The organism is Micromonospora sp. NPDC003241, from assembly GCF_053589795.1.
Genome location: NZ_JBSFSO010000053.1, coordinates 1 through 12419, shown reverse-complemented (window position 1 = coordinate 12419; position 12419 = coordinate 1). Strand labels below are relative to the sequence as shown.

Genomic DNA, 12419 nt, shown 5'->3' with positions numbered 1-12419 from the left:
TCAGTCGTCGCGACGGCCCAGCGCGTCGAGTTCCCGCAGGCCCGGGGTACGCGCGATGACGGCGGTGAAGCTGACCTTCTCGCTGGCCGCCGTCAGTCCGGCCAGCACCGCCAGGATCCCGGCCCGGCCGACCGGGCCGGTGCGGGCGGCCAGCGCCACGCCGAGCACGGCACCGAGGGCGTTCGCGCCACTGTCGCCGACCATCACGTCCTCGTCGAGGTCGGCGGGGAGCAGCCCGGCGGCGGCGCCCACCGCACCGGCGGCGATCCCACCGGTCGCGCCACCGGCCAGCGGCGTGCCGAGCAGCAGGCCCGACTTCAGCGCCCGCCCGGGGCGCAGGTCGAGCAGGTTGAGCAGGTTGGCGGTGCCGGCCACCACACCGGCGCCGAGCAGCACGTCCACGGTCCGGCCCAGCCCGCCCTGGCGACGCCGGCCACGGTGCCCGGCCACCCGGGGGTCGGCGGCGAGCAGCGCGGCGGCGCCCAGACCGGCCGCACCCACCCCGACGACCTTGACCAGACCGGCGCTGACCCGCCCCTGCCGCAGGGCGGCGAGGTGTCCCGCGAAACCCTTGTCCGCCTTCTGCTCGGGCCGGGCACCGACCACGTCGTCGTAGAGCCCGACGGCACCGGCCCCGAGCCCGGCCACCAGCGCCGCCGCGCCCGCCGGCACGCTGGGCGCACCGCAGGCCGCCGCGCCGGAGGCAGCCGTCGCGAGAGCCGGCCCGGCCGCCAGCGTCACCGTACGGCCGCGGAAGTTGGTCCGCGCCAGGGTCGGCCCGGCCGGAGAGGTACGGATCTCACGCAGCGCGTAGCGGGCGGCAGCCACGCCGACCCCCGCCGCCAACAGTCGACCGAGCACGCCCACGCCCCAGCTCACCTCGCTCGTTCACGCCGCCCGCTCCGCCGGTCGGCGGCCGGACATCGTCGAATCGGACACCCGGGGTGTTCCGTCGACTCACTGGGGCAGTTTAGGCAGCAGCCCGTCGACGTTGTCGCCCACGCCGTACTGGCCGGCCTTGCGCTCGGTGAGCTGCTGCACGACGGCCAGCGAGGTGACCAGCTGTCCCTGGACGGTGTTGGCGTTGTCGACGGTGGAGATGGTCTGCGCCAGCACCGCGTCGCCCCGGACGAAGGAGACCAGGTTGCCGCCGGTGAAGCCGTTGCCGGCGACGACGATGCCACCGGTGCGGTCGAACTGCTCGGCGATCTTCACCACCGACTCGTCCTTCTTGGCGGAGTCCTTGTCCACGTACGGCTGGCCGCTGACCACCACGACCGCCTCGGCGGAGTTGGTGATCCGGTCGGCGGCGGTCAGGTAGTTCGCGTTGCCGTACGCGGTCACCACCGCCCGCCGGTCGGCCTCGGTGACCGGCTCGGCACCGGCCGGCTGGTCCAGCAGCACGGTGGCCAGCAGGGCGCTGGAGGTCTCCACGCCGTGCCCGTTGCCGGGCAGTCCACTGGTCGGCGCGCTGGTGGGCCGGGCCGCGGTGACCGCCAGCTCCAGCAGGTTGTTGTTGTTCTCCGGGTTGATGAACTTGTCCTGCAGGTCGATCCGCCCGATGACGTCGGCGTTCGCCAGTTCCAGCATGTTCACCACGCCCTCGGTGTGGTCCCGGCCGGTGGGCAGGCTGAGCACCAGCACCCGCTTGCCGGTCAGCTTGCCCGGCAGCATCACCTGGGCCATCTCGGCCGCGAACTCCTCCTCCAGCTCCAGCTCCCGCTGCATGTTCTGGACCGTCTGGCGCATCTGCTGGTTGTCCTTGCGCAGCGAGTTGACGGTCTCCTTGAGCGAATCCGCGACCGGGCCGTTGAGGGCGGCTGTGCCGACGACCAGGCCGATCGCCAACGCGAGGAAGACCGCGGTCAGGGACACCACGTGGTACCGGAAGTTGATCACGCTTACAGCCTCTTGATCGGTCGGGAGCTAGAAGAGCTGGCCGAGCTGGAACACAAAATTGTCCCACCATTCGGAGACCACGCCCAAATACGCCTTGCCGACGGTGGACACCGCCACCGCCGAGGCCATCGCCGCCACCGCCGACAGCACCAGCAGCAACAGCGACGAACCCGAGATGCTCTGCCGGTAGAGCCGGCTCACACCCTTGGCGTCGACCAGCTTGCCACCGACCTTGAGCCGGGTGAGGAACGTCGACGCCATGCCGCCGCGCCCCTTGTCCAGGAACTCGACCAGGGTGGCGTGGGTGCCCACCGCGACGATCAGCGAGGCGCCCTTCTCGTCGGCCAGCAGCATGGCGAGGTCCTCGCTGGTGGCGGCGGCGGGAAAGGTCACCGCCGGCACCCCCAGGCCGTTGACCCGGGGCAGACCGGGAGCCCGGCCGTCCGGGTACGCGTGCACGATCACCTCGGCGCCACAGCGCAGCACGTCGTCGGTGACCGAGTCCATGTCACCGATGATCATGTCCGGCGTGTAGCCCGCCTCGACCAGCGCGTCCGCCCCGCCGTCGACGCCGATCAGCACCGGCTTGAACTCCCGGATGTACGGGCGCAGCACGTCCAGGTCGGCCTTGTAGTCGTAGCCCCGCACCACGATCAGGCAGTGCCGGCCCTGGATCTCGGTGGCGATGTCCGGCACGCCGACACCGTCGAGCAGCAGGTCACGTTCCTGCTTGAGGTAGTCCATGGTGTTGGCGGCGAACGCCTCCAACTGCACCGACAGGCCCTCCCGGGCGTCGCTCATCGCCTTGGCCACGCTCTCGGCGTCCTGCAGGCTGCCGTGCGCCAACGGCTCGTCGCCGAGATAGACGGTGTTGCCCTCGATCCGCACGGTGTCGCCCTCGCGGATCCGCTCGAAGACGCCCTCACCGAGATCGTCCAGGAGCGGGATGCCCGCCGCGACGAGCACCTCGGGACCGAGGTTGGGATAGCGGCCGGAGACCGACGGCTTGGCGTTGAGGACCGCGCCGACGCCCACGGCGACCAGCGAGTCGGCGGCGACCCGGTCCAGATCGACATGGTCGATCACCGCGATGTCACCGGGGCGGAGCCGACCGACCAGGCGTTTCGTCCGGCGATCGAGGCGAGCGGTGCCGAGGATTCGTCCCGGTTCCGCGTTCCGGGTCCGGCGCAACGTGGGTAGACGCATCGTGACCATCCTGGCATGTGAGGCAGGCGAATCTGTCGCGACATGCCTGAGCAGGGCCGCCTACCCAGGGAAGCACAGATGGGCGAAGGCCGGTGTGCCTCCGCTCACAATGACGGTCGTCACGACCGCCGTTCTCGGGCCGCGACGGCCAACAACTCCTCCGCGTGGGCGATACCCAGATCCGAGTCCGGCAAACCCGCCAGCATCCGGGCCAGCTCCCGGGCCCGCTCGGTGTCCTCCACCACGCGCACCCCGCTGGTGGTCACCGCGCCGCCGGTGTCCTTCGCCACCACCAGATGCCGGTCGGCGAACGCGGCCACCTGCGGCAGGTGCGTCACCACCAGCACCTGGTGGCTGCGGGCCAGCCGGGCCAGCCGACGCCCGATCTCCACCGCCGCCTGACCGCCGACTCCCGCGTCGACCTCGTCGAAGACCAACGTGGGCGGGCCACCCGAGCCGGCGAAGACGACCTCGATGGCGAGCATCACCCGGGACAACTCGCCGCCGGAGGCGCCCCGCTGCAACGGCAACGACGGCGCACCGGGATGGGCCAGCAGCCGCAGCTCGACCTCGTCACCGCCGTCCGGCCCGACACCGACCTCCACCCCGTTGACCGGCAACGTGGGCTCGGCCCGTCCGGCCGGTCGGGGCAGCACCGCCACCTCGACGCGGGCGTGCGGCATGGCCAGCCCGGCCAGCTCGACGGTCACCTGCTCGGCGAAGCGCACCGCCGCCTCCTGGCGGGACGCCGACAACCGGCCGGCCAACTCGGCCACCTCACCGGCCAGCCGGGACGACTCCCGATCCAGCTCCTCGAGGACCTCGTCGGAGATGTCCAGGTCGGACAGTCGGGTCCGGGCCCGCTCCGCCCAGGCGATCACCCCGTCGACGTCGTCGGCGTACTTGCGGGTCAGCGCCCGCAGCGCGGCCCGGCGCTCGTAGATGCTCTGCAACCGGGCCGGGTCGGCGTCCAGCCCGGTGAGGTACGTCGACAACTCCACCGACACGTCGGCGACCAGGGTCGCCGCCTCCTCCAACCGGGCCGCCAACTCACCCAGGGCGGGATCGGTGCCGGCCTGCGCCTCCAACGTCCGCCGGGCGGTGCCGAGCAACGCCGAGGCGTCCGTGGTGTCGTCGGTGGCCTCCAACCCGCCGGCCACGCACTGGTGGGCCACCTGCGCGGCGGTCCGCAACCCCTCGGCGTGCTCCAGCCGCTGCGCCTCGGTCTTGAGCTCGTCGTCCTCACCGGCCTGCGGGTCGACCCGGGTGATCTCGTCGAGCCCCAGGCGCAGCAGATCCGCCTCCTGGTGGCGTTCCCGCGCGTTGCGCCGCCGGTCCGCCAGGTCGTCCACCACCCGCCGCCACTGCGTGTACGCCTCGCGCGTGGCCTCCAGCAGCTTCTCGTGCTCCGGCCCGGCGAAGCGGTCCAACGCGGCCCGCTGCTCGGCGGGACGCAGCAGGCGCAACTGGTCGGACTGGCCGTGCACGGCCACCACCTGCTCGCCCACCTCGCCGAGCGTCGACACCGGCATGCTCCGCCCGCCCAGGTGCGCCCGGGATCGACCCTCCACGGTGACCGTACGGCTCAGCAGCATCGCGCCGTCGTCGTCGGGCTCGCCACCGGCGTCGGTGATCCGGGCGTGCACCGATTCGGCGACCCGACCGGTGAGACGCAGGCGCCCCTCGACGATGGCCCGACCGGGCTGGGCACGCACCCGCCCGGCGTCGGCCCGGCCCCCGAAGAGCAGGCCCAGGCCGGTGACCACCATCGTCTTGCCGGCACCGGTCTCGCCGGTGATGACGTTCATGCCACCGGCAAGCGGCAGCGTGGTGTCCTCGATGACGCCCAGTCCGGTGATGCGTAGCTCCTCCAGCACAGCACCCGACAGTAGACGCGTGGCCCGACACTTGACCAGCCGGCGCGGCGACCCGGGTCAGCGGCGATTGCCCCGCCAACCGTGCACCGGCAGGTCGAACTTGGCCACCAGGCGGTCGGTGAACGACCGGTCCCGCAGCCGGACGATCCGCACCGGCAGGGCACCGCGACGCACCGTGACCCGGGCGCCCGGCGGCAGGTCGTAGACCCGCCGCCCGTCGCAGCAGAGCACCGCCAACGTGGTGAACGGGTCCACGGTGATCGAGAAGGTGGAGGTGGGCGCGGTCACCAGCGGGCGGCTGAACAGGGCGTGCGCGCTGATCGGCACCAGCAGCAGTGCCTCCACCTCGGGCCAGACCACCGGTCCGCCGCCGGAGAAGGCGTACGCCGTCGAGCCGGTCGGCGTGGCGCAGACCACCCCGTCGCACCCGTACCGGGACAGCGGCCGACCGTCCACGTCGACCAGCAGCTCCAGCATCTGGGCCCGCTCGCCCTTCTCGACGCTGATCTCGTTGAGCGCCCACGACTCGATCGTCGGCCCACCGTCGAACTCGGCGGTGACGTCCAGGGTCAACCGTTCGTCGACGCTGTAGTTGCGGCCCACCACGTCGCGGACCGCGAGGTCCAGGTCGTCGATCTCCGCCTCGGCCAGGAAACCGACCTTGCCCAGGTTGATGCCGAGCAGCGGCACCTTCGCCGGCCGGGCCAACTCGGCGGCGCGCAGGAACGTGCCGTCCCCACCGAGTGCGAAGACGATCTCGGCGCCCTCGGCCGCCTCCGGCCCGGTCACCGGCACCGCGCCCGGCAGGTCGAGATCCTCGGCCTCCTCGGCCACCACCCGTACCCCGAATCCGGCGGCGATCAGGTCGGCGGCGACCGTACGCGCGTGTTCCGTGCTGCGCCGGCGACCCGTGTGGGTCACCAACAGTGCGGTACGGGTCACCGGAAGTCCCGCCCACCGTGGGTCGGCCGTCGCGTCGAACCACCCGGCGGACGCACCCCCGCCGTGGCGGAGTTGCCCTCGTTCACCCGGCCACCTCCTTCGTCGCCTCGTCACGCGCGTCACCGGCGGCGGCCGGAGCACCGGGCCCGGCCGCCACCACGGCCCGTACCCGTTCCGGATCGGCCGGTGGCGCGTCCCGGCGTAACCATACGAAGAACTCGACGTTGCCGCTCGGCCCGGGCAGCGGGCTGGCCGCCAGCTCCGCCAACCCCAGTCCCAGCGTCGCGGCGGACGCGGCGACGTCGAGCACCGCCTCGGCGCGCAGCGCCGGGTCCCGCACCACGCCACCGGCGCCCACCCGCTCCCGGCCGACCTCGAACTGCGGCTTGACCATCAACGCCAGGTCGCCGTCGGCGGCCGTGCAGGCGGTCAACGCCGGCAGCACCAGCCGCAGCGAGATGAACGACAGGTCGGCCACGGTCAGGTCGACCTGCCCACCGATCGCCTCGGCGGTCAGCGTCCGGACGTTCGTCCGTTCCAGGACCCGGACCCGCTCGTCGGTCCGCAACGACCAGGCGAGCTGGCCGTAGCCGACGTCGACCGCGACCACCTCGGCCGCCCCCGCCCGCAGCAGCACGTCGGTGAAGCCGCCGGTGGACGCCCCGGCGTCCAGGCACCGCCGGCCGGTCACGGTCAGCCCACCGGGGGCGAACGCGGCGAGCGCGCCGGCCAGCTTGTGTCCGCCCCGGGACACGTACTCGGAGGCGGGATCGGCGCCGGTGACCAGAAGCGGGTCGGCGGGGTCGACCATCGCGGCGGCCTTGCGGGCCACCACCCCGCGAAGCTGTACCCGACCGGCCTCCACCAGATCGGCGGCCTGCTCCCGCGAGCGGGCCAGACCACGGCGGACGAGTTCGGCGTCCAACCGGTTACGACGTGCCATGGGTGGACGGCCTCCTCAGGCCTGGTCGATGGTGGCGAGCGTTTCCCGTAACGTCTGGTACGCGGCCTCGTACTGGGCGATCTGGTCGGCCGGGGCAAGGTTCGCGGCGTTCGCCATCGCCTGCACGACGGCGTCCACCGCCGGGTGTCCCACGTCGTCGGCGCCGTCACCGGACCACGACTGCGGCGACGGACCCGGACGGGGCCCCGGCGGCGGCCCGGGCCGCGGCGAGACGCTCACCGCCGCGCTCCGGCTCGCGTCGCGCGGGTCACCGCACCCGACCCGACGTCGCGCCGCCCTCCGGCCGTCTGAGGCGGCCCGGGGCGACGCGAGCGAACGCCGGTCACGGCGCGGTGTCCGGGCGAGGGCGGGTGGCCTTCGCCGGTCGGGCCGGCGCGTCGCCGTCGGCGGGACGCGCCACCGAGCCCGGCGTCTTCTTCGCCACCGCCTTCTTCGCGACCTTCGCCACCGCCTTCTTCGCCACCGGCTGATCCTCCGGCGACGGCAGCGCACCGGCCTTCTTCGCCACGGCCTTCTTGGCGACCGCCTTCTTCGCCGCAACCGGCCCGGTCGGCGGGGCCGCCGCCGCGGTCTCGGCGGCCTCGGCCGCCACGTCGGCGGGCGTGCCGGCCCCCGGGCCGCCGGAGACCGGGGAGCGTACGGCGGTGTCGGCCATCGCACGAAGCCGACGTTCCAGCTCGCGTACCCGCCGCTCCAACTCCTCGACCTCGTCGGCGGTGGCCAGTCCCACCGCGCCGAGCGCGCGTTCGACCTCGAACCGCACCAGCTTGGTCAGCGCCTCCCGGTTCTCCGCGCCGGTCGAGCGCAACTCCTCGGCCAACGTCTGGAGCTGCGCGGCGGTCGCACCGGTCGAGCCGGCCAACCGGCGTACCGCGTCCTGCGCCTTCTTCCGGGGCGCCTCCGTCAGGCCCATGGCCAGTTCGAGGTAGGCGCGCCACGCGTCCTGCATGCCTGAGTCCTTTCACCCGCGGTTCCGGCAGGTGTCACGCTACCGGGCCGCGGTCGGCGTCCCGTGCGGTACGGTGCCCGGAGTACGACGTGGTGTGAGACGAGGAGGCGACGGTGGCCACCGTGGACGAGTGTCGGCAGGCGTTGCAGGATCTGGCCGCGCGGCTGGACCGCAACGCGGAGACCGTCCGCGAGCACGTCGACCTGGACCGCACCCTGGCCTGCCGGATCAGCGACCTGGAGACCGCCTTCCACGGTCGGCTCACCGGTGGACGGCTGGTCGGGCTGACCGACGGCGACGACCCCAAGGCGAAGATCGCCATGACCACCACCAGCGACGACCTGATCGCCCTGGTAGGCGGCGACCTCGACGTGACCCGTGCGGTGGCCAGCCGACGCGTCTCGATCAAGGCCAACCCGTTCGACCTGATGAAACTGCGCAAGCTGCTCTGACGAGCCCGCGCGCTGCGCCGGGATGTAGTGCGGTACGCAGGTCAGCCGGTCAGGCCGAGGGCCTCCAGCGCCGTCGCCGCCTCCGGCGAACCCGCGCGCGGCACACCGTCCGGCCGACGCTCCCACGCCACGGCGCAGAGCGCCGCGAGCGCGTCCAGCGGTCGACCCGCGCCGGTCAGCTCCCAGCCGTCCGGCCCTGTCGTGACGCGCCAACCACCGTGCTCCGCACCGGCCGCCGGTACCCGCACCATCGCGGTCGGCTCGAAGAGCCCCGCCAGGTTCCAGGCCACGGCCGTCGGGCGGCGGTCCTGCGGTGCGGCGAGCAACTCGGGTACGTCGCTGACGCCGGTGAGCACCAGCAGGCTGTCCAACCCCGCCCGGTTGGCGCCCTCGATGTCGGTGTCCAGCCGGTCACCGACCACCAGGGAGCGGCCCTCGCCCGCCCGCCGCGCGGCGGTGGCGAACAACTCCGGCGACGGTTTGCCCACCACCTCGTCGGGCTGTCGGTTCAACGCGGTCGCCAGCGCGGCGACCAACGAACCGTTGCCCGGCAGCGGTCCCCGTCCACTGGGCAGCGTCCGGTCGGTGTTGGTGGCGATCCACGCGGCCCCGCCGCGTACCGCCACCGCCGCCTCGGCCAGGTCGGTCCAGCCGACCTGCGGGCCGTACCCCTGGATCACCGCGACCGGCGCGTCGTCGGCACCGGAGACCGGGGTCAGACCCACCTCGCGGATCTCCGCCCGCAACGCCTCGGCACCCACCACCAGCACCGGCGCGCCGGCCGGCAACCGCTCCCCCAACAACTGGGCGGCGGCGGCCGCGCTGGTCAGCACCTCCTCCGGCCGGGCCGGTACGCCCATCCCGGTGAGCAGGTCGGCCACGTCGGCCGGTCGGCGCGAGGCGTTGTTCGTCGCGTACGCCACCGCCCGGCCCTCGCCGTGCAGCCGGGCGACCGCCTCGACCGCGCCGGGGATCGGCCGGTCGATCAGATAGATCACCCCGTCCAGGTCGAAGACGACCAGGGTGTACCCGTCGACCAGCCGCTCCCCGTCACCGCTCATCGCCGCTCGGTCTCCTCGGACCGCTCGCCGTCCGTCACAGACGACTCACCGACACCGCTCGCCGCCGCAGCGCCGGACGCCTCCACGACATCCGCCTCCACGACGTCCGCATCGACGACCTCGTCACCGCGCGACTTCGCCTCGACGGCCACGACCCGGTCGTCCCCGACCTCGTCGTCCGCCGTCCGGTCCGTCCCGACCCGGTCCGCCGCGGCCTCGTCTGCCACCGCCTGGTCGGCGACTCGATCCGCCGGCCCCTCGGCCGAGGTCTCGTCCCCGGTCAGGGCCTCGGCGGCACCAGGGGTGTCCCCGGTGATCTCGGCACCGTCGTCGTCCGCGTCCTCGTCCTCGATCGCGTAGTCCTCGGCACGATCGCCGCTGACCTCGCCCTCGGCCGCGTCGACCTCTTCGGGGCGCTCGTCCTCGGTCAGCTCGCTGTCCGGCCGGGCCGGTACCGCACCCGGGGCACCGGGACCGGCGACCAGTTCCTCGGTGGCCTCGTCCTCGTCGTCGCCCTCGATGACCACGCCGTCGAGTTCGAGCAGCCGCTCCGCAGCGTCGGTCTCCGCCTCGGCGTCGACCTCCGCCGCACGGGAGAACCACTCCCGGGCCTCGGCCCGACGGTCGACCGCCAACAGCGCGTCCGCGTACGCGTACCGCAGCCGGGCCGTCCACGGCTGGGCCGTGTCGGTGGTGAGTTCAGGCACCTGGAGCATGGCCACTGCCGCGTCCCGCTGCCCGAGGTCGCCTCGTGCACCGGCGGCCACGATCAGCAGCTCGATGGCGACGGCGGCCTCCAGCTTCTCCTGCTCGGCACCACGGAACAGGTCGATGGCCCGTTCGGGCCGGCCCAGCGCCCGCTCACAGTCCGCGAGGACCGCGAGGTGACTCTGCACACCACTCATCCGGTGGTACGTCCGCAGTTCCGCGATCGCCGTCTGCCATTCGCCCGAGTGGTACGCGGCCAGACCGACCGCCTCGCGAACAGCCGCGATCCGGGACGCCAGCCGACGGGCGGCCATCGCGTGGGCCAGCGCCTCGGCGGGGTCCTCGTCGATCAGTTGCCCGGTCGCCACGAGGTGCCGGGCCACGGTGTCCGCGACCCCCTTCGACAGCGACAGCAGCTCGGCGCGTACGTCCTTGTCCAGGTCGGTCGCGACGATCTCGTCCGGCAGCACCGGCGCCGGCGTACGCCCCTCGGACTGGTCGGACCCGTCACGCCGATCCCGGTCGTCACGGAAGCCACGGTCCCGGCGCTCGTCGCCGCGCTCGTCCGCCCCACGGCGGAACCCGCCGTCGCGGCGCTCGCCGTCCCGGAAGCCCGAGCCGCCTTCACGGCGGTCGTTGCCCCGGAACCCACCTTCGCGACGGTCACCGGAGCGGAAACCACCCTCACGACGCTCGCTCTGGGAGCCACCTTCGCGACGGTCGCCGCCCCGGAAGCCGCCCTCACGACGCTCACCGCCACGGAAACCACCTTCCGAACGGTCACCGCTCCGGAAACCGCCCTCACGACGGTCACCGTCCCGGCGGTCCGGCCGGAAGCCGCCCTCACGGCGATCGTTGCCACGGAAACCGCCCTCACGACGGTCACCGTCGCGTGCGCTGCCCTCCCGGCGTGCACCGCCGCCGAAGCCGCCCTCGGTACGCCGATAGCCACCGCCGTCGCCCTGACGGCGGTCGTCGCCAACCCGGCGAGAGCCCTCGTCCCGTCGATCGGCCCGGTACCCGCCCTCACGACGATCACCGGAGCCGTAGTCACGTGCCGGACCGCGCGAGGCGCCGTCCCGGTCCCGCGAACCGCCGTCCCGGAAGCCACCCTCGCGACGCTCACCACGGAACCCGCCCTCGCGGCGGTCACCGTCCCGGCGGTCGCTGCGGAAACCACCCCGGTCCTCGGAACCCCGGCTGAAACCGCCCTCGCGACGCTCACCGTCGCGGCGCTCGCCCCGGAATCCACTGTCACGGCGGTCGCCGCGGAAGCCGCTGTCCCGGCTGTCGCCGTCCCGGCGGTCGCTGCGGAAGCCACCCTCACGACGGTCACCACCGTCACGACGCTCCGGCCGGAAACCGCCCTCACGACGGTCACCGCCACGGAACCCGCCCTCGCGACGCTCACCGTCACGGAAGCCACCCTCACGACGGTCGCCACCGTCGCGACGCTCCGGCCGGAAGCCACCCTCACGACGGTCGTTGCCGCGGAATCCGCCTTCACGACGCTCACCGCCACGGAAGCCGCCTTCACGGCGGTCACCGCCACCGTCCCGGCGGTCGCCGCGGAAGCCGCTGTCCCGGCGGTCGCTGCGGAAGCCACCCTCACGACGGTCACCACCGTCACGACGCTCCGGCCGGAAACCGCCTTCCCGGCGATCGCCGCCACGGAAGCCGCCTTCACGACGGTCCCCCCGGTAGCCGCCGGAGCCACGGTCGCTGTCGCGGAAGCCACCGGTAGGCCGGTCACCTCGGGCGCCCGTGCCACGCTGATCGTTGTCGCGGCGGTAGCCCGGCCGGTCGTCGCCCTGGCGACGCTCGCCGAACCCGCCCTCACGCCGCTCCCCACGGAAGCCGCCGGAGCCGCGTTCGCCACGGAACCCGTCCCGGTCAGCACCGGAGCCACGTCGGTCGCCACCGAAGCCGCCGCCGGTACCCCGGTCGCCGCCTCGGTAACCGCCCTCACGACGGTCGCCGTCCCGACGGAAGCCACCGGACCGGGAACGGTCAGCACCGTAACCGCCGGCGCCACGTCCACCGTCGCGGGAGTCACGCTCCCGACCGCGCTCGTCGCGGTGCGACGGACGGTCGCCACGGCGGTTGTCGCCGTCACGGTCGCCGGGCCGGCCCTCGTAGCCCCGGGGACGGTCTCCGCCCTGAGGTCCAGAACTCACTGGTACATCCTTCCTGAATACGTCGTTCCACGACGCAACGCAGTCGAGGGCCGTCCCGATTCCGGGAGGCCCTCGACTGTAACGTGTGCCCGGCGGTGTCCTACTCTCCCACACCCTCCCGGGTGCAGTACCATCGGCGCTGGAGGGCTTAGCTTCCGGGTTCGGAATGTGACCGGGCGTTTCC

At 73.5% G+C, this 12419-nt stretch carries 10 protein-coding genes, 1 rRNA gene and 1 pseudogene; 1 reads left to right on the top strand and 11 read right to left on the bottom strand.

Translation table 11 applies throughout. The features are described from left to right. The 8 genes from ACWDVW_RS28515 to ACWDVW_RS28480 all read right to left on the bottom strand — a co-directional run bounded on the left by ACWDVW_RS28515 (position 1) and on the right by ACWDVW_RS28480 (position 7837). The gene (locus tag ACWDVW_RS28515; protein ID WP_449954944.1) at positions 1–867 is read right to left on the bottom strand and encodes a hypothetical protein; all 867 of its coding nucleotides are present in this window, start codon (positions 865–867) and stop codon (positions 1–3) included. A gap of 90 nt (positions 868–957) precedes the next feature. Beyond that, the gene (locus ACWDVW_RS28510) at positions 958–1899 is read right to left on the bottom strand and encodes a copper transporter (protein ID WP_396752516.1); all 942 of its coding nucleotides are present in this window, start codon (positions 1897–1899) and stop codon (positions 958–960) included. A 27-nt stretch (positions 1900–1926) separates the two neighbouring features. Next, positions 1927–3105, bottom strand: a complete 1179-nt coding sequence (gene steA, locus ACWDVW_RS28505; protein ID WP_131054654.1) for a putative cytokinetic ring protein SteA — start codon at positions 3103–3105, stop codon at positions 1927–1929. Between the two features lie 119 nt (positions 3106–3224). After that, positions 3225–4982, bottom strand: coding sequence for a DNA repair protein RecN (gene recN / locus ACWDVW_RS28500; RefSeq protein WP_449954882.1), 1758 nt, complete (start codon positions 4980–4982; stop codon positions 3225–3227). A gap of 57 nt (positions 4983–5039) precedes the next feature. Then, the gene (locus tag ACWDVW_RS28495; RefSeq protein WP_449954879.1) at positions 5040–5924 is read right to left on the bottom strand and encodes an NAD kinase; all 885 of its coding nucleotides are present in this window, start codon (positions 5922–5924) and stop codon (positions 5040–5042) included. Positions 5925–6006: 82 nt separating this feature from the next. Beyond that, positions 6007–6867, bottom strand: a complete 861-nt coding sequence (locus ACWDVW_RS28490; protein WP_449954876.1) for a TlyA family RNA methyltransferase — start codon at positions 6865–6867, stop codon at positions 6007–6009. A 15-nt stretch (positions 6868–6882) separates the two neighbouring features. Beyond that, complete coding sequence (locus ACWDVW_RS28485; RefSeq protein ID WP_449954873.1) at positions 6883–7107, bottom strand: hypothetical protein; 225 nt, start codon at positions 7105–7107, stop codon at positions 6883–6885. Positions 7108–7210: 103 nt separating this feature from the next. Next, a complete protein-coding gene (locus ACWDVW_RS28480; protein WP_449954870.1) occupies positions 7211–7837 on the bottom strand; it encodes a phasin family protein in 627 nt (208 codons plus the stop codon). Positions 7838–7950: 113 nt separating this feature from the next. Here ACWDVW_RS28480 and ACWDVW_RS28475 point away from each other — a divergent pair, with 113 nt between their 5' ends. Beyond that, a complete protein-coding gene (locus ACWDVW_RS28475) occupies positions 7951–8289 on the top strand; it encodes an SCP2 sterol-binding domain-containing protein (RefSeq protein WP_449954867.1) in 339 nt (112 codons plus the stop codon). 41 nt (positions 8290–8330) lie between these two features. Here the strand turns inward: ACWDVW_RS28475 and ACWDVW_RS28470 are convergent, their stop codons facing one another. From ACWDVW_RS28470 to rrf, 3 genes and pseudogenes are all read right to left on the bottom strand, one after another. Then, positions 8331–9350: an HAD-IIA family hydrolase gene (locus ACWDVW_RS28470; protein ID WP_449954864.1), complete on the bottom strand. Its 1020-nt coding sequence runs from the start codon at positions 9348–9350 to the stop codon at positions 8331–8333. A gap of 245 nt (positions 9351–9595) precedes the next feature. Continuing rightward, positions 9596–10441 (bottom strand): annotated as a pseudogene (locus ACWDVW_RS28465) (tetratricopeptide repeat protein); the annotation flags it as partial. Positions 10442–12322: 1881 nt separating this feature from the next. Further along, positions 12323–12419 (bottom strand): 5S ribosomal RNA (gene rrf / locus ACWDVW_RS28460); the annotation flags it as partial.

Excerpts from the sequence above, each read along its gene's own strand:
- steA (WP_131054654.1), bottom strand. The coding sequence starts at position 3,105 with ATGCGTCTACCCACGTTGCGCCGGACCCGGAACGCGGAACCGGGACGA.
- ACWDVW_RS28490 (WP_449954876.1), bottom strand. The coding sequence starts at position 6,867 with ATGGCACGTCGTAACCGGTTGGACGCCGAACTCGTCCGCCGTGGTCTG.
- ACWDVW_RS28480 (WP_449954870.1), bottom strand. The coding sequence starts at position 7,837 with ATGCAGGACGCGTGGCGCGCCTACCTCGAACTGGCCATGGGCCTGACG.
- ACWDVW_RS28470 (WP_449954864.1), bottom strand. The coding sequence starts at position 9,350 with ATGAGCGGTGACGGGGAGCGGCTGGTCGACGGGTACACCCTGGTCGTC.